This window comes from Nocardia sp. NPDC056000 (genome assembly GCF_042269265.1).
Lineage (GTDB): Bacteria > Actinomycetota > Actinomycetes > Mycobacteriales > Mycobacteriaceae > Nocardia.
Window position 1 is genome coordinate 311,779 of record NZ_JBHJXS010000008.1, and the last position, 24,737, is coordinate 336,515.

Genomic DNA, 24,737 nt, shown 5'->3' on the forward strand with positions numbered 1-24,737 from the left:
GCATCGGCCATATTCTCGGCACCGCCGAACCGCAGCTCGTATTGACCACCGCCGGTGACGGTTTCGCGCTGCCCGCGCATATCGACGTCCCGCTGCACCGCGTGGATGAACTCGATCTCGCCGAGTACTCCGCCGCCAAGATCACCGATCGCCAGCGCCGCGCGGTGCTGCATCCGGAGCACCCCGCGTACGTGCTGTTCACCTCCGGCTCCACCGGTAAGCCCAAGGGCGTCGCCGTGAGCCATCGCGCCATCGCCAACCAGATGGCGTGGATGCAGGCCGAATACGGTATCGGCCGCAAGGATGTCTACCTGCAGAAGACCGTCTCCACCTTCGATGTCTCGCTGTGGGGCTACTTCCTGCCGCTGCGCGCCGGTGCCACCATGGTGCTGGCCGCGCCGGACGGGCATCGCGATGCCCGCTACCTCGCCGAAACCGTCGCCGCGCACGGTGTCACGCTCACCGATTTCGTGCCGTCCATGCTGTCGGTCTTCGCCGCCCACGCCGAGGCGGGCGAACTCGATTCCCTGCGTGCGGTTTTCGTCGCCGGTGAGGCGTTCCCGCCGGAGACCGTCGCGGCGTTCCGCGCGGTCTGCGACGCCGATCTGCACAATCTGTACGGCCCCACCGAGGCGGCGGTGACCGTCACCTACCGCGAGGTGGGCGATGAGCCGCACGCGGTCCCCATGGGCGAACCGGAGTGGAACACCCAGGTCTACGTCCTGGATTCGCGCCTGCGCCCCGCCCCCATCGGCGTCCCCGGTGAGCTCTACCTGGCCGGTGTGCAGCTGGCGCGCGGCTACCACCGCCGCGTCGACCTCACCTCGGATCGCTTCGTGGCCAACCCCTTCGGGTTCGGCGGCGAGCGCATGTACCGCACCGGCGATCTGGTGAAGTGGACCCAGGACGGTGAACTGGTCTACCTGGGCCGCATCGATTTCCAGGTGAAGTTCCGCGGTCAGCGCATCGAACTCGCCGAGATCGAGACCGCGCTGCTGACCGCCCCCGAGGTCGCGCAGGCCGCGGTCCGGGTGATCGCGGGCGATACCGGCGACTACCTCGCCGGATACGTGATCCGCACGGCCGGAACCGAACTCGACACCGAGGCGCTGCGCACCCGCCTCACCGCACTGGTGCCCGCCTACATGGTGCCCACCGTCATCGTGGAGCTCACCGAGTTCCCGCTCGGCACCAGCGGCAAGCTGGATCGCGGCGCACTGCCCGTTCCGACCTTGGCCGCCAAGCGTTTCCGCGCCCCCGTCGATGCCGCGCAGCGCCTGGTCGCCCGCGTCTTCGGTGAGGTGCTGGGCCTGGAGCGGATCGGCCTGGACGACGATTTCTTCGCCCTCGGCGGCAGCTCGCTCTACGCCACCCAGGTGACCGCCCGCGCCGGAGCCGAACTGGGCGTGCGCATTCCGGTGCGCACCCTGTTCGACGCGGGCACCGTGGCCGGTTTCGCCGCGGCCGTCGGCGAATTGGCCGGTGCCGCAAAGCGTCCCGCGCTGGTCCCGCAGCCGCGCGTCGATCGTGTCCCGCTGTCCTCCGCCCAGCAGCGGCTGTGGTTCCTCAATCGTCTGGAGAGCGAACAGGAACTCCCCAGCAGCTACAACCTGCCGATCGTGCTGCGCCTGTCCGGCCGTCTCGATGTGACCGCGCTGGAGCAGGCCATGCTGGACCTGCTGGCCCGGCACGACGCACTGCGCACCTACTTCCCGGACACCGAATTCGGCCCGTACCAGAAGACCCTCGATCCCGCCGATGTCGGTCTCACCCTGAACCCGGTGCCGGTCCGCGAATCGGAGATCGTCGCCGCCGTCACCGCCATCGCCGAGGCCCCGTTCGACGTGGTCCGCGAACTCCCCTCGCGCATCGCCCTGCTCGTGGTGGATCGCGGTGCGGACGCGCCCTTCGACTCCGATGAGTACGTGCTGGTCATCGTCCTGCACCACATCGCGGGCGATGCCCTGTCCATGACGCCCCTGCTCGGCGATGTGGTGCGCGCGTACACCGCCCGCCTGGCCGGACAGGCTCCCGGCTGGGAGCCGCTGGCCATCCAGTACGCCGATTACAGCCTGTGGCAGCGCGCGCTGCTCGGCTCGGACACCACCCCCGGCGATCTGGCGCACCAGCAGCTGGAATTCTGGCGCGACACCCTCGCCGGCCTCCCCGCCCAGCTGGCCCTGCCCACCGACCGCCCGCGTCCCGCCCAGCCCCGGAACACCGGCGGCGCAATCGATTTCGAACTCGGCCCGGATATCCTCGCCGCCCTGCGCGACCTCGCCGCCACCCGGCAGGCCACCCTGTTCATGGTGCTGCACGCCGCCTTCGCCGCCACCCTGGCGCGCCTGGCGGGCAGCACCGATATCGCCATCGGCACCCCCGTCGGCGGCCGCGGTGAGCGCGAATTGGACGCGCTCATCGGCATGTTCGTCAACACCCTGGTGCTGCGCACCGAGGTCGACCTCGCCGCCCCCTTCACCGAACTGCTCACCCGCGCCCGCGACACCGATCTGGCCGCCTTCGCCAATGCCGACCTGCCCTTCGAGCGCCTGGTCGACGATCTGGTGGTGGACCGCTCCACCGGCGCGCATCCGCTCTTCCAAGTCATGCTCAGCTTCGGCGAAGACCGCGGCGCGACAACGGATCTGACGCTTCCGGGCCTGACCGTCACCCCCGTCGAACTCCCCGACTCGGTAGCCAAGTTCGATCTCCAATTGGTCATCAACGAGCGTTCCACCGTCCCCGGCGACGCCCTCACCGGCAGCCTCCGCTACGCCACCGAACTGTTCGACCCGGCCACCGCGACCGCCCTGACCACCCGCCTCACCCGCGTGCTGGCGGCGGTGGCATCAGACCCGACCGTCCGCATCGGCGATATCGACCTCCTCGACGCCACCGAGCGGGAGTTGGTTCTACACGGCTGGAACGACACCGCCACCCCCGTCGACACCACCGCGACCCTGGTCTCCCTCTTCGAGGCCCGCGCCCTGACCAGCCCCGACGCCCCCGCGCTCGAATTCGAGGGGACAGTCCTGTCCTACGCCGAATTCGCCGCCCGCGTCAATCAACTGGCCCGCTACCTGGTGGCCCAGGGCGTCGGCGCGGAATCATCGGTGGCCCTCGGCATGCGCCGCTCCCTGGACCTGGTGATCGGCATGTACGCCGTCATCACCGCCGGCGGCGCCTACGTCCCACTCGATCCCGATCACCCGGCCGACCGCACCCGCTACATCGTCGAGACCGCGCGCCCGGTGTGCGTGCTGACCTCCGGCCACGACCTGGAAGAGGTTGCGGCGCAGCAGGTTCGCATCGATACCCTCGACCTGTCCGGCTATTCCGATGCCCCGCTGACCGATGCCGAACGGGTCACCCCGCCGCGGCCGTCGAATACCGCGTACATCATCTTCACCTCCGGTTCCACCGGTCGCCCCAAGGGTGTCGCGGTCTCGCACGCCGCCATCGTCAACCGCCTGGTCTGGATGCAGGCCCGGTACGGCCTGACCGCCGCCGATGTGGTGCTGCAGAAGACCCCCGCGACCTTCGATGTCTCGGTGTGGGAGTTCTTCTGGCCCATGCAGATCGGTGCCCGACTAATCGTGGCCAGGCCGGACGGGCATCGCGATCCGGCGTATCTGGCCGAACTCATCGCCGACCGCGGTGTCACCGTCGCGCATTTCGTGCCGTCCATGCTGGCGGTGTTCGTCGCCGAGCCCGCGGCCGCCGAATGCGACTCGCTGCGTATGGTTTTCGCCTCCGGTGAGGCGCTGCCCGCGCCGACCGCGCAGCAGCTGCGCGCGCTGACCGGTGCGGCGCTGCACAATCTGTACGGCCCCACCGAGGCCGCCGTCGACGTCACCCACCACGAGGTCACCGATGCCGATGCGGTGTCGGTACCGATCGGCGCGCCGGTGTTCAACACCCGGCTGTTCGTCCTGGACGCGCGCCTGCACCCCGTTCCCGTCGGCGTTCCCGGCGAGCTGTACCTCGCCGGGGCGCAGCTCGCCACCGCGTACGCCGCCCGCCCCGATCTGACCTCGGATCGCTTCGTGGCCAACCCGTTCGGCGCGTCCGAGCGCATGTACCGCACCGGCGACCTGGTGAAGTGGAACGCCGAAGGTGAGCTGGAATACCTGGGCCGCACCGATTTCCAGGTGAAGCTGCGCGGACTGCGCATCGAACTCGGCGAGATCGAATCCGCCTTGACCGCACAGGATTCCATCGCACAGGCGGTGGTCGTGGTGCGTTCCGACCACAACACCGGTGACCGCCTGGTCGCCTATCTGGTACCCGAGGCCGATGCCCGCATCGAGATCGATCTGCTGAAGATCGCCCTCGATCAGCGCCTGCCCGCCTATATGGTGCCCGCCGCCTTCGTGGTACTGGACGCGCTGCCGCTCAATGCTTCCGGCAAACTCGACCGCCTCGCGCTGCCCGCGCCCGTGCTCACCTCCCGCGCCTTCCAGGCTCCCGCGACCCGGGCCGAGCGCATCGTCGCCCGCATCTTCGGCGAGGTGCTCGGGCTGGAAGCCCCGGTCGGGGCCGGAGACGACTTCTTCGAACTGGGCGGAAATTCGCTCATCGCCACCCGTCTGGTGGCGCGGCTCGGCGCGGCCCTGGACACCCGGGTGCCCTTGCGCGCGCTCTTCGAGCACAGCACGGTCACCGCGCTGGCCGCCGACGTCGGCGATCACGCCGGTGCGGGCGCACGGCCCGCGCTGGTCGCGGGTCCGCGCCCGGATGAGATCCCGCTATCGCTGGCGCAGCGCCGCATGTGGTTCCTGAACCGCTTCGACACCGAATCGGTCGTCGACAATATTCCGCTCGCGGTGCGGCTCACCGGCGCTCTCGATGTCGACGCGCTGCTGACCGCGGTCGCCGATGTGGTGGACCGGCACGAGGTGCTGCGCACCATCTACCCCGAGACCGCGACCGGGCACGGTGTGCAGGTGATCCTGCCCGCCGGACGGGGGCTGCCGGACCTCGGACCGGAACCGGTCACCGCGGCCGAACTGCCCGCCCGCGTCCGTGAGCTGGTGCTCGCCGGATTCGACGTGACGGTGGAGGTTCCGGTGCGCGCCCGGCTGTTCCGGGTGACCGACGCCGAAACGCCCACGCACGTCATGGCGCTGGTGGTGCACCACATCGCCGGTGACGGCTGGTCCGTGCATCCGCTCGCCCGCGATATCATGGCCGCCTACACCGCGCGTACCGAAGGCCTTGCACCGCGGTGGAATCCGCTGCCGGTGCAGTACGCCGACTACGCGCTCTGGCAGCGCACGGTGCTCGGCTCCGAGGACGATCCGGATTCGATCATCGCCCAGCAGGCCGCGTACTGGTCCGGCGCCCTGGCCGGCCTGCCGGATCAGCTGGAACTGCCCGCCGATCGCCCCCGCCCGGCCGTCGCCTCGTATCGCGGTGACGTGCACGGCTTCTCGATCGACGCCGAGCTGCTGGACGCGCTGAACGGCCTGGCCCGCAGGCATGGGGCCAGCCTGTTCATGGTGGTGCACGCCGCCTTCGCCACCCTGCTCGCGCGGCTGTCCGGACAGGACGATCTCGCCATCGGCACCCCGGTCGCGGGGCGCGGTGAGGCGGTGCTGGACGACGCGGTCGGCATGTTCGTCAACACCCTGGTGCTGCGCACCGCCGTCGATTCCGGCGCCACCTTCCCCGAGCTGCTGGCCCGGATCAAGGACGTCGACCTGACCGCGTTCGAGCACGCCGAACTGCCCTTCGAGCGGCTCGTGGAACTGCTCGATCCGGCCCGATCGCAGGCCCGGCACCCGCTGTTCCAGGTGATGCTGTCGTTCCAGAACACCGGCAGCACCACCTTCGAGGTGCCCGGTCTGGATGTCACCGGGCTGCCGGTGGAGGTGGCCTCGGCCAAGGTCGACCTGCAGCTCAACTTCTCCGAGGTGCCCGGTGTCGACGGCCTCGCCGCCGAATTCACCTATGCCACGGAGCTTTTCGACGCCGACACGATCGCGGCACTGGCGGACCGCCTGCTGCGCGTACTGCACGCCGCGATCGCCGAGACCGGCGAGCCGATCGGCGATATCGAGCTGCTGCGCACCGCCGAGCGCGATCTGGTGCTCTCCGAATGGAACTCCAGCACCGTCGAACTCCGGCCCGCGCTGCCCGAGAACACCGCGGCGACCCTGGTGTCGCTGTTCGAGGCGCAGGCCCTGACCAGTGCCGACGCACCCGCGCTCAGCTTCGACGGGACAACTCTGTCCTACGCCGAACTCGCCACCCGGGTACACCGCCTGGCCCGCCACCTCATCGCCCAGGGTGTCGGCCCGGAAACCACCGTCGCGCTTGCCATTCGGCGTTCGCTGGATCTCGTCATCGCCATGTACGCGGTGCTGGAGTCCGGTGCGGCCTACGTCCCGCTCGATCCGGATCAGCCCGCCGACCGCATCGAATACGTGCTGGATACGGCCCGCCCGGTCGTCATCCTGACCACCGGGCGCGATGACTTCCAGGCCAGCCGCTTCACCCCGGTCCTGGCGGTCGATGCCCTCGACCTCACCGGATATCCGAGCACGCCGATCGTCGATGCGGAACGCCGCACCGCGCTGCTGCCGTCGCACCCCGCCTACGTCATCTTCACCTCCGGTTCGACCGGCCGCCCCAAGGGTGTCGCGGTGGAGCATCGCGCCATCGTGAACCGCCTGCTGTGGATGCAGTCGGAGTATCCGATCGATGCGAATGACGCTGTGCTGCAGAAGACTCCGGCGACATTCGATGTGTCGGTGTGGGAGTTCTTCTGGCCCTTGCAGACCGGTGCGCGTCTGGTCGTCGCCAAGCCCGATGGCCACCGCGATCCGGCCTACCTCGCCCGGGTCATCGCCGAAGAGGGCATCACCACGGCGCATTTCGTGCCGTCCATGCTCGCGCTCTTCGTCGCCGAGCCGGCGACGGCCGAACGCACCGCGCTGCGTCAGGTATTCGCCTCCGGTGAGGCACTGCCCGCCTCGACCGCGCAGCGCCTGCGCGAGTTGACCGGTGCCCGCCTGCACAACCTGTACGGCCCGACCGAGGCCGCCGTCGACGTCACCTTCCACGAGATCGCCGACACCGACACCCTTTCCGTGCCGATCGGCCGCCCGGTGTGGAACACCCGGCTGTACGTGCTGGATGCACGGCTGCACCCGGTGGCCCCCGGTGTCGCGGGTGAGCTGTACCTCGCGGGCGATCAGCTCGCTCGCGGGTACCTCGGTCGCCCGGACCTGTCGGCGGATCGTTTCGTGGCCAACCCCTTCGGCACCTCCGAGCGCATGTACCGCACCGGCGACCTGGTGAAGTGGAATGCCGAGGGTGAGATCGAATACCTCGGCCGCACCGATTTCCAGGTGAAACTGCGCGGCCTGCGCATCGAGCTCGGCGAGATCGAATCCGCTTTGACCGCACAGGATTCCATCGCCCAGGCCGTGGTCGTGGTCCGCTCCGATGACCGTCTCGGTGACCAGCTCGTCGCCTACCTGGTCCCCGTGGATTCCGCCGCACCGGCCTCGACCGAGGTGAGCTCCACCGGTGCGGGCGTCGTTGACGGCGTATCTGTTTCGGCGGCCGCCACCGATCGCGCGCGAGTGGAACAGGTGCGTGCCGCGCTGGCGGATGTGCTGCCCGGGTACATGGTTCCGGCCGCGTACGTGGTGCTGGATGCCATGCCGCTCAACGCCTCCGGCAAACTGGACCGCAGGCAGCTGCCCGCGCCGGTGTTCGAGGCCAAGACGTTCCGCGCGCCCGCGACTCCAATTCAGGAGATCGTGGCGGGCACCTTCGCCGAGGTGCTCGGCGTCGAGCCCGCGCTGGGTTCGGTCGGTCTCGACGACGACTTCTTCGGGCTCGGCGGCAATTCGCTGCTCGCCACCCAGGTGACCGCCCGATTGTCGGCCGCCGTCACCGCCGAGCTGTCGGTGCGTGATCTGTTCGAGGCGTCCACCGTCGTCGCGCTGGCGGCGCTGCTGGAATCCCGCGCGGGCGCGGGCAGCAACCGCCCTCCGCTGGTGGCGGGGGAGCGCCCGGCCGAATTGCCGCTGTCGCTGGCGCAGCAGCGCATGTGGTTCCTGAACCGATTCGATCCCGAATCGGCGGTGGACAATATTCCGCTGGCCGTGCGGTTGCGTTCGGACGCTGCGGGTTTCGGCGTGCTGGACACCGAGGCGCTGCGGCTGGCCGTCGGTGATGTGATCGACCGGCACGAGGTGCTGCGGACCGTCTACCCGGCCACCGAGAGCGGTAGTGGCGTTCAGGTCGTGCTGCCGCCCGGGCAGTCGATCGGTGATCTCACCCCGATTCCGGTGACCGAGGACGAACTGGCCCGTCGCATTGCCGGACTCGTCGGCACGCCGTTCGATGTGACCTCCGAGATCCCGGTGCGCGCAGCGCTTTTCACGCTGCCCTCGGGTGCCGAACATGTGCTCGTGGTGGTCCTGCATCACATCTCGGGCGACGGCTGGTCGCTCGGCCCGCTGGCTCGCGATGTCATGGCCGCCTATGCGGCGCGCAGCGAAGGGCAAGCGCCGCGGTGGAATTCGCTGCCGGTGCAGTACGCGGACTTCGCACTGTGGCAGCGTGCGGCACTGGGCTCGGAATCCGATCCGGAGTCCGTCCTGGCGCGTCAGCTCGACTACTGGAGCGCTGCGCTCGCCGCCCTGCCGGACGAGCTGCGGCTCTCCACCCGCCCGCGCCCGCCGGTGGCTTCGGGACAGGCCGGTACGCACCGGTTCGAGGTGCCCGCCGATGTGGTGACCGCACTGCATCGCGTCGCGCGATCGCACGGCAGCACGCTGTTCATGGTGGTGCACAGCGCCTTCGCGGCGCTACTGGCCCGGCTCAGCGGCAGCGACGATATCGCCGTCGGCATTCCGGTCGCCGGACGCGGTGAGCAGGCGCTGGACGCGCTGGTCGGCATGTTCGTCAACACCCTGGTGCTGCGGGCCCGGGTCGACACCGGCGCGACCTTCACCGAACTGCTGCAGTCGGTGCGCGAGCGCGATCTGCAAGCCTTCGCGCATACCGATGTGCCGTTCGAGCGTCTGGTCGAGGCGCTCGACCCGGCTCGCTCGCAGGCCCGGCATCCGCTGTTCCAGGTCATGCTGTCCTTCCAGAACCAGGGCGGCACCGCCCTCGAACTGCCGGGCCTGGCCGTCACCGAATACCGCCTGGATCAGCAGGGCGCGAAGTTCGATCTCCAGCTCGCACTCGGCGGTGGCGCCGATTCGGAGCCGATGCGCGCCGAACTCGTCTACGCCACCGACCTTTTCGACGCCGAGTACGCGGATTCGTTCGGACGCCGTCTGCTGCTCATGCTGGCGGCGGTCGCGGCCGATCCGGCCGCCCGCATCGGCGATGTGGAACTGCTGGACGCCGCGGAGCGGTCGCGGGTGCTACACGGCTGGAACGACACCGATGCCGATCTGTGGCTGGAGGGCGTCGCCCCCACCCTGGTTTCGCTGTTCGAGGCGCAGGCCGCACGTTCGGAACAGCGCACGGCGGTGAGCTTCGACGGGACGGGTCTGTCCTACGGCGAATTCGCCGAACGGGTGAACCAGCTGGCCCGGCACCTCATCGCACACGGTGTCGGACCCGATTCCCTTGTCGCCCTGGGCATGCGCCGCTCCCTGGATCTGGTCGTCGGCATGTACGCCGTGCTCACCGCCGGTGGCGCGTACGTGCCGCTGGATCCGGATCAGCCCGCCGAGCGCATCGAATACATTCTCGCCACCGCCGACCCCGTCGCCGTACTGACCTCGGGTGCGGATCTGTCCATCGATACCGCGCAGGTGCGCATCGACCTGCTGGACCTGTCCGGCTACGCGGCCGATCCGATCGCCGACGCCGAACGCCGCCGCCCGCTGCGCGCGGACAACATCGCCTACGTCATCTTCACCTCGGGTTCGACCGGTCGCCCCAAGGGTGTCGCGGTGCCGCATTCGGCGATCGTGAACCGCCTGGTCTGGATGCAGTCCGAATACCGGCTGGCCGCCGATGACGTCGTGCTGCAGAAGACCCCGGCCACCTTCGACGTCTCGGTCTGGGAGTTCTTCTGGCCGTTGCTGACCGGCGCCCGCCTGGCGCTGGCCAAGCCGGAAGGTCATCGCGATCCCGCCTACCTGGCCCGGATCATCGCCGAGGAGGGCGTCACCACGGCGCATTTCGTACCGTCCATGCTCTCGGTGTTCGTCGCCGAGCCGGGTGTGGCCGAATGCGTCTCGCTGCGTACGGTTTTCGCCTCCGGTGAAGCCCTGCCCGCCCCGACCGCACAGCGACTGCGCGCGCTGACCGGAGCGGCGCTGCACAATCTGTACGGTCCCACCGAAGCCGCCGTCGATGTCACTTATCACGAGGTGACCGACGCCGACACGGTCACCGTGCCCATCGGCGGCCCGGTGTGGAACACCCGGGTGTACGTACTGGATTCGCGCCTGCACCCGGTGGGCGCCGGTATCGCGGGTGAGCTCTATCTCGCGGGCGAGCAGCTGGCCCGCGGCTATCTGGGCCGTCCGGAGCTGTCCGCGGACCGCTTCGTCGCCAATCCGTTCACCCCCGGCGAGCGCATGTATCGCACCGGTGACCTGGTGGTCTGGACCGCCGACGGTGAGCTGGAATACCTGGGCCGCACCGACTTCCAGGTCAAACTGCGCGGCCTGCGCATCGAACTGGGTGAGATCGAGGCGGTGCTCACCGCGCACGACTCCGTCGCCCAGGCGGTGGTGGTGCTGCGTTCGGACGCGCGCACCGGCGATCTGCTCGTCGGCTATGTGGTTCCGTCCGCCGCCGGGTCGGTCGATGTGGCGGCCCTGCGCACCCACCTGTCCGCGGCGCTGCCCTCGTACATGGTGCCGTCGGCCCTGGTGGTGCTGGAATCCTTCCCGCTCAATGCCAACGGCAAGCTGGACCGCAACGCGCTACCCGCTCCCGAGATCACCGCGGCCGCGTTCGAGGCCCCGGACGGCGAGGTCGAGGCGCTGGTCGCGGCGATCTTCGCCGATCTGCTCGGCGCGGAACGAGTCGGCGCGGGCGATGACTTCTTCGCCCTCGGCGGCAATTCGCTGATCGCCACCCAGTTGGCGGCGCGCCTGTCCAAGGCCATGACCACGCCGGTGCCGGTGCGCACCGTCTTCGATGCCGCCACGGTGCGCGAACTCGCCGCCCGGGTGACCGCGCTCGCGAACGAAGCGGACGCGAATCTGCCACTGCCCCCGCTGGTTTCGCAGCCGCGCGAGGGCCGCATCCCGCTGTCCATCGCACAGCAGCGGATGTGGTTCCTGAACCGCTTCGACGCACAGGGCGGCGGCTACAACATCCCCTTCGCCCTGCGGTTGACCGGTGCGCTGAACGTGCCCGCGCTACAGGCCGCCATCGCCGATGTGATCGATCGGCACGAGACGCTGCGCACCCTGTATCCCGAGCGCGACGGCGAGGCCGCACAGCTGATCCTGCCCGCCGGAACGCATCTGGTGGAGCTGGAGCCGGAGACCATCGCCGCGGCCGAACTCCCCGCACTGGTGGAATCGGTGTCCGCCACCGTTTTCGACGTCACCGTCGAGGTGCCGATCCGGGTGCGGCTGCTCGAACTCGCCGATGAACACCCGCAGACGCACATCCTGCTGTTCGTGGTGCACCACATCGCGGCCGACGGCTGGTCCTTCGCACCCCTGGCCCGGGATCTGGCCAAGGCGTACGTGGCCCGTTGTGCCAATACCGTCCCGAATCTCGGTGTGCCGCAGGTGCAGTACGCGGATTACGCGCTCTGGCAGCGGGCGGCGCTCGGAGCGGTCACCGATGAACAGTCGGTGCTGGCCCGGCAACTGCGCTACTGGAAGCGCCGCCTGGCGGGCGCGCCCGAACTGCTCACACTGCCCACCGACCGTCCCCGCCCGGCCGTGGCGAGCACCCGCGGCGCGGCGCTGCTCGGCACCCTGGACGCCGAATTGCATTCCGATATCGTGGAATTCGCGGCGGAGCACCGGGTGACCCCGTTCATGGTGCTGCACACCGCATTGGCCGTGCTGCTGGCCCGGCTGTCCGGAAGCGCCGATATCGTCATCGGCACCCCCGTCGCGGGTCGCGGCCAGCAGGAGCTGGACGATCTGGTCGGCATGTTCGTCAACACCCTGGTGCTGCGCAGCGAGATTCGCCCCGGCGCTGCCCTGGGTGAGGTGCTGGCGCAGGTGCGCGATACCGATCTCGCTGCCTTCGATCACGCCGCGCTGCCCTTCGAGGCACTCGTCGACGCGCTGAATCCGGCACGCTCCCAGGCGCATTCGCCGATCTATCAGGTCGCGTTCACGCTGCAGAACCACGCCAAGCCGGAGTTCCGGTTGCAGCGGCTGTCCATCACCGGACTCGACGCCGGGGTGCCGCCCATCCAGTTCGATATGGACTGGACCCTGCACGAGCATTTCGCCGACGGTGTGCCCGCCGGACTCGACGTGCACGTGCACTACGCCCGAGATCTGTTCGACGAGAACACCATCGGCGAATTCCTGGTCCGCTACGAGCGAGTGCTGCGCGCCCTGCTCACCGATCCGCGCACCACCGCCGCCGATGTGGAACTCATGTCGGTGGCCGAGCGCGGCGTGGTGCTGTCGGACCGCAACGCCACCGCGCGGATGATCCCGCGCGAGACCCTCGCCGATCTGCTGGATCGGCGCGCCGCCGTCGATCCGGCGGTGACGGCCGTGGTGCTCGAGGACGAAACCCTGAGCTACGGCGAACTGGCCGCCCGCGCGAATCGACTGGCGCGCTGGCTGATCGGCCAGGGCGTCGGCCCGGACGATATCGTCGGCGTGACCGCGCAGCGTGGATTCGATATGGTCATCGCGCTGTACGCCGTGGTCGCGGCGGGTGCGGCCTATCTGCCGGTGGACCCGGCGCATCCGGCGGATCGCCTCGCGCACATTCTCGGCACCGCCGAAACCACCCTGGTCCTGGCGGTCGACGAGCTGCTCCCGCCCGCACTGGACGGAGTGCGCACCGTGGCCGTCGCGGATCTGGATCTGAGCGGCTACGCGGACACACCTGTCACCGATGCCGAGCGGATCGTGCCGCTGCGCCCGGACAACCTGGCGTACGTGCTGTTCACCTCCGGCTCGACCGGTCTGCCCAAGGGTGTGGCCACCAGCCACCACGCCATCGTCAATCAGCTGTACTGGCTCGAACACCGCTACGGCGTCACCGCCGCCGACCGCATCATGCAGCGCGCGCCGCTGTCCTTCGACGTCTCGGTGTGGGAGTGCTTCCTGCCCGCGCTGGTGGGCGCGCCGCTGGTGCTGCTGAAGCCCGGCGGGCACCTGGACCTGGACTACCTGGCCGGGAAGATGCGCGAGCACGGCATCACCATCGCCGAGCATGTGCCGTCCGTGCTGGCCGCCCTGGTCGCCGAAGGCCAGGGATCCGCGCTGGGTTCGTTCCGGCATCTGCACACCGGTGGTGAGGCGCTGCCCGCCGAACTGCTCGCCGCGCTGCGCGAGCACGTCGGCGGTGCGGTGCACAACGCCTACGGACCCACCGAGGCCGCCGTCTCGACCATCTACCACGAATTCACCGACGCCGATCCGGATTACGAGGTCGCCATCGGCCGCCCCAACTGGAACACCCGCGCGTACGTGCTGGACGCCCGGCTGCGCCCGGTGCCGACCGGCGTCATCGGCGAGCTGTACCTCGCCGGTGATCAGCTGGCCCGCGGCTATCAGGGCCGCGGTGCGCTCAGCGCGGAACGCTTCATCGCCGATCCGTTCGGCGTGCCCGGTGCGCGCATGTATCGCACCGGCGATCTGGTGCGCTGGAACCGCTCCGGTGATCTGGTGTACCTGGGCCGCAACGACTTCCAGGTGAAGCTGCGCGGTCAGCGCATCGAGCTGGGCGAGATCGAGGCGGCCCTGCTGACGGCCGCCGGCGTCGCCAATGCCGCCGTGCTGCTCGCCAAGGACTCCGCCGGCGCCGATGCCCTGGTCGGATATGTCTCCGGCCCCGGTCTTTCCGCCGAAGCGGTACTGGCGCATATCCGCGAGCAGTTGCCCGCGTACATGGTGCCCGCGCACCTGGTGGTGCTCGACGATATGCCGCGCACCAGCGTCGGCAAACTGGACCGCAAGGCCCTGCCGCCGGTCGAATTCACCGCCGCGGCAACCGCTTTCCGCGCACCGCGGGAAGGCTCGGAGTCGATGCTGGCCGGACTGCTGCACGATCTGCTCGGCGGTGATCCGATCGGCGCCGATGACGATTTCTTCGACCGGGGCGGTAACTCGCTGCTGGCCATGCGTCTGGTGGCGCGCGTCAACGCGGCCTTCGGCTGCGAGATCGGCGTGCGCGAGATCTTCGAGGCCCCGACCGTTGCCGAACTGGCCACCCGGGTCGCGGGCGGTGGCCGCACCCTGCCGCCGCTGACCGCGGCGCCGCGACCGGATCGAATCCCGTTGTCACTGGCGCAGACTCGTATCTGGCTGCTGAACCGCCTCGATCCGGAATCGGCCGCGTACAACATCCCGGCCGCCATCCGGCTGATGGGCGATCTCGACATTCCGGCATTGCGCGCCGCCCTCACCGATGTGATGACCCGGCACGAGGTGCTGCGCACCATCTACCCGATGGACGCCGAGGGCGAGGGCCACCAGGTGATCCTGCCCGCGGGCACCGCCATCGAGTTGCCGGTCGAACTCGTCAGGGGTTCGGTGCTGCCGCGCATCTACGAATTCGGTTCCACCGGTTTCGATATCACCACCGAACTGCCGATGCGCGCGGTGCTGCTGCGCGAATCCGAGCACAGCACCGTACTGGTCGCGGTGCTGCACCACATCGCCGGTGACGGCGCGTCCATGGATCCGCTGCTGCGCGATGTGATTCTGGCGTATCTGGCGCGCACCTCCGGGTCCGCACCGCAGTGGGAACCGCTGGCCGTGCAGTACGCCGATTACGCCCTGTGGCAGCACGACGTGCTGGAAACGGTTGCCGCACCGGAACTCTCGTACTGGCGCGAACAGCTCGCCGGACTGCCGGACGAGCTCCCGCTGCGCACCGACCGGCCCCGTCCGGCGGTCTCCTCCTATGCGGGCGCGGTGGTGCGCGGTCGCATCGGCGGCGATGTCGGCGAACGAGTGCGCGCGGTTGCCAAGCGGCACAACGCGACTCCGTTCATGGTGTATCACGCCGCGCTGGCCGTACTGCTGGCCCGGCTCTCGGGCACCGAGGACATCGTGATCGGCACCCCGGTCGCCGGCCGCGGCGAGGCCGCCCTGGACGACCTGGTCGGCATGTTCGTCAACACCCTGGCGCTGCGCACCCGCCCGGCCCTGGACCGCCCCTTCGCCGACCTGCTGGCCGAGAGCCGGACCGTGGACCTGGCCGCCTTCGCCAATGCCACGGTGCCGTTCGAGCGCGTGGTGAACGAGCTCGGCATCGAAACCAATCGGTCCCGGCATCCGCTGTTCACGGTGACGCTGAACTACCTGAACCTGGACGGCGATACGCACGGCGTGCCCGGACTGGTGCTGGAGAACGTCGAATTCGACGACACCATCGCCAAATTCGACCTCACCTTCTCCATCGGCGATGAACTCGACGATGACGGCCATCTGATCGTCGAGGTCACCTACGCCACCGATCTGTACGACGAGGCGACCGCGGCGGATCTGCTGCGCCGCTTCGGCCGGGTGCTCGGCGCGGTCACCACCGATCCGGCGGTGACCATCGGCGAGATCGAACTGCTCGCTCCGGTGGAGCGCGCCGAACTGCTGGCCCGGCGTGGCCCGCGGGCGCTGCCGCCGCGCACCCTCGCCGAGCTCATGCGGGCCGCGGTCGAGCTGAATCCCGAAGCGACGGCGCTGATTTCGAGCGGTGAGACGCTCACCTACGGACAGCTGAACGAGCGCTCCTCGCGGCTGGCCCGGTTGCTCATCGGCTTCGGCGTCGGCGCGGAGGATTTCGTCGCCGTCGCGGTACCCCGCTCCATCGATTCCGTGGTGGCGCTGTGGGCGGTCGCCAAGACCGGCGCGGCCTTCCTGCCGGTCGACCCCACCTATCCGGCCGAGCGCATCGCCTACATGCTGGCCGATTCCGGCGCCACCCTCGGGCTGACGCTCACCGCGCACGTGGAACAGCTTCCGGCGCAGGCGACCTGGATCGTGCTCGACGGCGAATCGCTGTCCCGCGATCTGCTCGCCTTCGACGCGAACCCCATCGCGGACACCGAACCGGTGCGCCCGGTGCGCATCGGCAACGCCGCCTGGATGATGTACACCTCCGGTTCCACCGGCCGCCCGAAGGGTGTGGTGGTCAGCCACGCCGGTCTGCCGGGCGTCGCGGCCATCCATCAGGAACACGCGCCGACCTCCGCGTCGGCCCGCGTTCTGCACCGGGCCTCGCCCAGCTTCGACGCCTCGCTGATGGAACTGCTGATGGCCCTGCCGGTCGGCGCGGCACTGGTCATCTCGCCCGCCGACGTCTTCGGCGGCGAGGAGATGAGCGAACTCATCCACCGTCAGCGGGTGACCCACGCGCTCATCACCCCGTCGGTGCTGCAAACCCTCGATCCGGAGCGACTGCGCGGCCTGCGGCACCTGTCGGTCGGCGGCGAGAGCTTCGGCCCGGAATTGGTGGAACGCTGGGGCGGCGGCCGCGATCTGTACAACTCGTACGGGCCGACCGAGGTCACCATAACCACGCATATGAGCTCGCCGCTGCGGCCGGGCGACGGCGTGGTGCTGGGCGGGCTCGCGCACGGTCTCGGCGCGGTGGTGCTGGATGCCCGGCTGAGCCCCGTGCCGGACGGCGCGGTCGGCGAAATGTACCTGCGCGGACCGGGATTGGCGCGCGGCTATCACGGTCGCGCCGATATCACCGCGGACCGCTTCATCGCCGACCCGTTCGGCGAGCCCGGCGGGCGGCTCTACCGCACCGGTGATCTGGTGCGCTGGGTGCGGCGCTCGGTCGGCGGTATCAGCTACCCGGTGCTCGAATACCTGGGCCGCTCCGACGATCAGGTCAAGGTGCGCGGCCTGCGCATCGAACTCGGCGAGATCGACACCGTGCTCACCACCCATGAGAGCGTCGATTTCGCGGTCACCATCGGCCACACCGGTCGTTCCGGCGATATCTCGCTGGTGTCCTACGTGGTGCCCGCACCGGGCCGCGTCGTCGACACCGAAGAGTTGCGCGCCTTCGCGGGCCGCTCGCTCATCGCCTATATGGTGCCCGCCGCCATCATGGTGATCGACGCCATTCCGCTCACCCCGACGGCCAAACTGGATCGAAAGGCACTGCCGGAACCGGTATTCCGCACCGCGGAGTTCCGCGCACCGGTCACGGTCGCCGAACGAGCCATCGCGACCGTCATGGCCGAACTGCTCGGGGCCGCCGATCCGGTCGGCCTGGATGACGATTTCTTCGCACTCGGTGGCAATTCGCTGAGCGCGGTGAAGCTTTCGGCCCGGTTGTCCGCGCGCCTGGGTGTCGCGGTGGCCATGCGCACCGTGTTCGAGCATCCGACCGTGGCCGGATTGGCCGCTGTCATCAGCACCTCCGGCGAAATCGTCGCGACCGGTCCGGAGCTCGTGTCGCGCCGCGAGCAGGGTCCGGTGCCGCTTTCGCTGGCACAGCGGCGTATGTGGTTCCTGAACCGGTTCGACGGTGAATCGGCGGCCTACAATATGCCGCTCGCCATCCGGCTCACCGGTGAGCTGGACATCGCCGCCATCGACGCCGCGTTCGCCGATGTGGTGGCCCGGCACGAGGTGCTGCGCACGCTGTACCCGCTCACCGAATCCGGTCCGGTGCAGGTGATCCTGTCCGCCGCCGAGGCGCGCGGGCCGCGGCTCAGCCCGATTCCGGTGGCGGCGAGCGAATTGCTCACCGTCGTCAGCGGATTCGTTTCCGAGGGCTTCGATGTCACCGCCGCGGTACCGCTGCGCGCCCGGCTCTACCTGCCCTCGAATGCCGCGGATGAGCACGTGCTGGTCGTGGTGCTGCACCATATCGCCGCCGACGGCGCCTCCATGGCCCCGCTGGCCCGCGATGTCATGGCCGCCTACGCCGCCCGGCACGCGGGCGCCGTGCCCGCGTGGGAGCCACTGCCGGTGCAGTACGCGGATTACGCGCTCTGGCAACGGGATCGGCTCGGCTCCGAAGACGATGCCCAATCGCTGCTGGCACAGCAGCTGCGGTTCTGGACCGAGGCCCTGGCCGGGCTGCCGGATCAGTTGGAGTTGCCCGGCGATCGACCGCGTCCGGCGGTGGCTTCAACCGTCGGCGACGAGATCAATTTCGGCATCGACGCCGGGCTGCACGCCCGGCTCGCCGAACTGGGCCGCGCCCAGGGCTCGACGCTGTTCATGGTGGTGCACGCGGCCTTCGCGCTGCTGCTGTCCCGGTTGTCCGGGAGCGCCGATATCGCGGTCGGCACACCGGTCGCGGGTCGCGGCGAGGACGCGCTCGACGATCTGGTCGGCATGTTCGTCAACACGCTGGTGCTGCGCGCCGAGATCGATCCCGCGCTCGGCTTCAGCGCCCTGCTGAACCAGGTCCGCGCCCGCGATCTGGCTGCCTTCTCGCACGCCGACGTGCCGTTCGAGCGCCTGGTGGAGGTGCTCAACCCGGAGCGCTCCACCGCTCGGCATCCGCTGTTCCAGGTCGGCTTCTCGTTCAACAACACCGAGCCCGCCGCCTTCGAACTCGACGGATTGCGGGTCGGCGCGGTCGATTTCGAGACCGCCATCTCGCAGTTCGATCTGCACCTGGTGGTCGTGGACCGCTATGACGCGGACGGCACGCCCGCCGGACTCGCGGTCTCGCTCACCTACGCGACCGCGCTGTTCGACGCCGACACCGTCGCCGGATTCGCCCGGCGCTTCGAACGCCTGCTGGCCGCGGTGGTCGCCACCCCGGAGCTCGCGGTCGGCGCGCTGGAACTGCTCGCGCCCGACGAGCGTGTCCGAATCCTGGAGTCCTGGAACGGCACCGCGCAGCCGGTCGACACCGAGGCGACCCTGGCCACCCTGCTGGACCGAGTTGTCGCCGGCGATCCGAAGGAGATCGCACTCGTCGCCGATACCGCCACCGGGCGCGAGGAATTGACCTACGCCGAGCTCGATGCCCGGGTGAACCGTTTGGCGCGTGAGCTGATCGCGCGTGGTATCGGTGCGGAAGACCGTGTGGCGCTTGCCATCCGGCGTTCGACCGATCTTGTGGTCGCGATGTACGCCGTCGCCAAGTCCGGTGCGGCGTATGTGCCGATCGATCCGGATCAGCCCGCCGATCGCACCGGTTACATCCTCGAAACCGCCGCTCCGGCAGTGGTTCTGACGACCTCGCGGGACGGCTTCGAGCATGAATCCGCATCGGTAGCGCGTATCGATGAGCTGGATCTGTCCGGATACTCGGACGAGTCGATCACCGCTGCCGAGCGGGTGCGGGAGCTGACGTCCGCGAATACCGCGTACGTCATCTTCACCTCCGGTTCCACCGGTCGTCCCAAGGGTGTGGCGCTGCCGCATGCGGCGGTCGTGAACCAGTTGCTCTGGAAGGTCACCGAATTCGGTCTGGATCCGGCCGATGCGGTGCTGCTCAAGACGGCCGCGACCTTCGATCTCTCGGTGTGGGAGTTCTGGTCGGCAGTGGCCTGCGGTGGCCGCCTGGTCATCGCGCAGCCGGACGGGCATAAGGATCCGGCGTACCTGAACGAGCTCATGGCTCGTGAGTGGGTGACCACGCTGCACGTGGTGCCGTCCATGCTGGACGCGCTGCTGGCGGACGGGCTGCCGGATTCGCTGTGGCGCATCCTCGCCATCGGTGAGGCGTTGCCGGGCGCGCTGGCCCAGCGGGTGCTGGCCGAGCGTCCGCGCACCGAGCTGTTCAACCTGTACGGCCCCACCGAGGCTGCGGTCTCGATCACCAATCACAGGGTCACCGATGCGGATCAGACCGCGGTGTCCATCGGCGCGCCCGAATGGAACAGCCGGGTGTACGTGCTGGACGCACGGCTGCGTCCGGTGCCGGTCGGCGTCTCCGGTGAGCTGTACCTGGCGGGTACGCAGCTGGCGCGCGGCTACTTCGGCCGCGCGGATCTGACCTCGGATCGCTTCGTGGCCAACCCGTTCAGCGCGGGCGAGCGCATGTACCGCACCGGTGACCTGGTGGCCTGGAATGCCAAGGGCGAGTTGGACTATCGGGGTCGTACGGACTTCCAGGTGAAGATCCGCGGTTTCCGCATCGAGCTCGGCGAGATCGAGGCCGCGCTGCTGGCGCTGCCGGAGATCGCGCAGGTCGCGGTGCTGGCCAAGTCGGATCAGCGCACCGGTGACCGCCTGGTCGCCTACCTTGTTCCTTCCGACGCGAATGTCGATGTGGCTCAGGTGAAGTCGACATTGTCGGCGACTCTGCCGTCGTACATGGTGCCTGCGGCGTTCGTGGTGCTGGACGCGTTGCCGTTGAACCTCAACGGCAAACTGGATCGAAAGGCGTTGCCGGAGCCCGAGTTCGAGACCACTGCCTTCCGTGCGCCGTCCACCCCGATCGAGGAGATCGTGGCGGGCGTGTTCACCGATGTGCTGGGCGTCGAACGCGTCGGCGCGGATGACGATTTCTTCGCCCTCGGCGGAAACTCGCTGCTGGCAACGCAGATCGTCGCCCGGATCGGCGCGGCCTTGGACAGCCGCATTCCGGTGCGCGCGCTCTTCGAGGCGTCCACCGTCGCCGGATTGGCCGCGAATGTCGCGCGGCAGTCGGGTGCGGGTGACCGCCGGGCCCTGGTGGCCCGGTCGCGCCCGGCGGCGATTCCGCTGTCCCCGGCCCAGCAGCGCATGTGGTTCCTGAACCAGTTCGACACCGAATCCGCCGCCTTCAACGTGCCCATCGCGGTCCGGCTGTCCGGTGCGCTGGATGTGCCCGCGCTGCGGACCGCCATCGCGGATCTGATTGCCAGGCACGAGATTCTGCGCACCGTCTACCCGATGACGGGGGAGTCGGACGCCGCGCGCCCCGCCCAGGTGATCCTGGCCCCCGCGCAGGCGACCCCGGAGCTCGAACTGCGCGTCGTCCCCGGCGCCGAACTCGAGGCCGTGCTCGACGAATTGGCCCGCATCACCTTCGACGTCACCGTGCAGGTGCCGGTCCGGGTGCTGCTGCTCGATATCGACGGCGCCGGAAACGATTACGTGCTCGCCATGGTCGTGCACCACATCTCCGGCGACGGTTCCTCGGTCGGCCCGCTGACCCGGGATCTCATGACCGCCTACGCCGCCCGGTCACGCGGTGTCCAGCCGGGCTGGACGGCGCTGCCCGTGCAGTACGCCGATTACGCCATCTGGCAGCGTGAGGTGCTCGGCGACGAAAGCGATTCGGAATCGCTGTTCGCCACCCAGGTCGGCTATTGGAAGTCGGCGCTGGCGGGACTGCCCGATCAGCTGGATCTGCCGTTCGATCGGCCGCGTCCGGCATCGCAGTCCCTAGAGGGCGGCAAGACGCCGGTGCTCATCGACGCCGAAACCCACCGTGCGCTGGTCGAACTCGCCCGCGCACAGGGCGCGACGCTGTTCATGGTGGTGCACACCGCCATCGCACTGCTGCTGGCCCGGTTGTCCGGCACCGGCGATATCGCCATCGGCACCCCGATCGCGGGTCGCGGCGAGGCCGCGCTCGACGATCTGGTCGGCATGTTCGGCAATACGCTGGTGTTCCGCACCGAGGTCGACGCCGCGGCCGCGTTCACCGAACTGCTGACCCGCCAGCGCGAGATCGATATCCAGGCGTTCGCGCACGCCGACGTGCCCTTCGAGCGTCTGGTCGAGGTCCTCAACCCGGTGCGATCGACCTCGCGCAATCCGCTCTTCCAGGTCGGCCTGTCGTTCCAGAACCTGGCGCGCACCCGGCTCGAGCTGCCGGGGCTGACCGTCTCCGAGGTCGACTTCGACAATGTGATGGCGGCACTGGATCTGCACTGGATCCTGTCCGACGGGTACGAGCAGGACGGCACGCCCGCCGGTATCGCGGGCAATCTCGTGTACGCCGGTGATCTGTTCGACGCGAGCACCGCGGTCGGGTTCACCGAGCGACTCGGTCGCCTGCTGGCCGCCATCGTGGCGGATCCGACCCGCCCGGTCGGTGATATCGATATTCTCGATCGCGCCGAGCTGGATCGAATCCTCCTGGGCCGCAACGAAACCCGACATGAGATCGTCGACGAGCCGCTGCTCGCCGGTTACCGCCGGACGGTGGCCGCGCACCCGGACGCGATCGCGGTGGTCTACGAGGGCATCGAGCTCACCTATCGCGAATTCGACGAGCGGGTCAATCGACTGGCCCGGTTGCTCATCGCCCAGGGTGTCGGCACGGAATCCGTTGTGGCGGTAGCGATTCGGCGCTCGCTGGATCTGGTGGTCGGACTCTATGCCGTGCTGTCGGCGGGTGGGGTGTACGTACCGCTGGATCCGGACCATCCCGCCGACCGCATCGCGAATATCTTCGACACCGCCCAGCCGGTCTGCCTGCTCACCAACACCGCCGACGCGGTGCGCGCGCCCGCGGGCGTTCCGGTACTGAACCTGGACGAGCTCGAGCTGGACCGGTTCTCGGCCGCACCGGTACGGCCGGAGGAACTGCTGCGCCCCATCACCGATGAGAACCTGGCCTACATCATCTTCACCTCGGGTTCCACCGGCAGGCCCAAGGGCGTCGCCACCGGGCACTGGGCCATCCACAACCAGATCGAGTGGATGCTCGCCGAATATCCGATGACGCCGGCGGACGCGTATCTGTTCAAGACCGCGACCACCTTCGACGTCTCGCTGTGGAGCATCTTCATGACCATGCGGGTCGGGGCGACGCTGGTCATCGCCGCGCCCGGCGGACACTTGGACACCGCCTACATCGCGGATGTCATCGCGGCCCAGCGCGTCACGATGGTGGACTTCGTGCCCTCCATGCTCACGGTCTTCGCCGCGCACACCCCGGCGGGTTCGCTGACAACCCTGCGCGATGTGTTCGTCATCGGTGAGGCATTGCCGCCGGAGACGGTGACCTCGACACTGGCGCTGGGCGCCGGGGTGCAGGTGCACAACCTGTACGGCCCGACCGAGGCCGCGATCTCGACCACCTACTGGAAGGCGACCGGCGGCGAGACCCGCTCGGTTCCGATCGGCCTACCGCAGTGGAACACCCAGGTCTACGTCCTGGACGCGCGGCTGCGTCCGGTGCCCGCCGGGGTGCCCGGCGAGCTCTACCTGGCCGGCGACCAGTTGGCGCGCGGTTATGAGCGCCGACCGGATCTGACCTCGGATCGGTTCGTGGCCAACCCGTTCGGTGTCGGCGCGCGCATGTACCGCACCGGCGATCTGGTGCGCTGGAACGCCGCCGGAGCGCTGGAGTACATCGGCCGCACCGACTTCCAGGTGAAGTTCCGCGGCCAGCGCATCGAGCTCGGCGAGATCGAGATGGCGCTGCTGGCGCATCCGGCGGTGAGCCAGGTGGTGGTGCTGGTGGTGCCGACGGCGCTGGGCGATCAGCTGGTGGCGTACGCGGTGCCGGTGCCCGGCGCGGTCATCGATCCCGCCGGACTGCGGTCCACCGCGGCGGAGGCCCTGCCCGCCTACATGGTTCCGGCCCAGGTCATCGTGCTCGAGGCATATCCGCTCAACGCCAATGGCAAGCTGGAACGCCGGGCGCTGCCGGAGCCGGTCTTCACCGGCCGCGAATTCCGGTCGCCCGAAACCGAGTTGGAGATCAAGGTCTGCGCGGCCTTCGCCGAGGTGTTGAAGTCCGAGCGAATCGGCCTGGATGACAACTTCTTCGAGCTCGGCGGAACCTCGCTGGTTGCCGTACAACTGGCGGCTCGGCTCAGTGCCGCTGTCGGTGAGCGTGTTCCGGTGACCTGGTTGTTCTCCGCGTCCACCCCGGCGGCCCTGGTCGCCGAATTGGAAAGGGCCACCGGCGGTCTGGGCGAGAGTGCCTTCCAGGTGCTGCTGCCGCTGCGCACCGGCGGATCCGGCGAACCGCTGTTCTGCATCCACCCGGTCGGCGGCATCTCCTGGTCGTTCGCCGGTCTGGCCGCACACCTGGACGAGGACCGCCCGATCTACGGTCTGCAATCGCCCACCCTGGCCTCGGATGTGCCGTTGCCGGCCTCCATCGACGAATGGGCGGCGCGGTACGTGCGGGAGATTCGCGCCGTACAGCCCGAGGGCCCGTACCACCTGCTCGGCTGGTCGCTCGGCGGCGTACTGGCGCATTCGGTCGCGGTGCAGCTCCAGGCGCTGGGACAGGAGGTGCCGACGCTGGCCATTCTGGACAGCTGGCTCGGCGGGGACACCGAAGCCACCGGGCCGGTGCGCATTCCGGTCGCCGAGGTGCTCGGCGGTCTGTTCGCCGGACAGGTCGAACTGGGCGACGGTGATATGGATCCGGAGGAGCTGGCCGAGAAGCTGGCCGGACTTCCCGAACCGTTCGCCTCCCTGGGCACGGACCGGCTGACCCGGATGGTGCGCACCGGTGTCGACTCGCTCGCGCTCATCGGCGCGTACCGGCCCGAGCGCTTCAAGGGTGAACTGCGGTATTTCGCTGCCGCCCTTGATGATCCGAGCTGCACGGAAGGCGTGTCCACCTGGACCGATGCCATCGACGGTGTGCTGCACACCCACGCGGTGCAGGCCACGCACTGGCGCATGACCGAACCCGCGGCGCTGGCCGATATCGCCCGGGTGCTGAACCACTCTTCGAATCCCTTGTGAGAAAGGCACTTC

The 24,737-nt window shown here is 69.2% G+C and carries 1 protein-coding gene (running past one end of the window); it reads left to right on the forward strand.

Annotated features, from left to right (window positions below; all coding sequences use genetic code 11):
- A protein-coding gene (locus ACFC4D_RS24755; RefSeq protein ID WP_376066857.1) for a non-ribosomal peptide synthase/polyketide synthase crosses the window boundary here: on the forward strand, window positions 1–24,725 show its 3' portion. The gene continues 3,916 nt to the left of window position 1, outside the view; the window shows 24,725 of its 28,641 coding nt (coding positions 3,917–28,641); its start codon lies off the left edge, out of view; its stop codon occupies window positions 24,723–24,725.
- Window positions 24,726–24,737 lie beyond the last annotated feature (12 nt).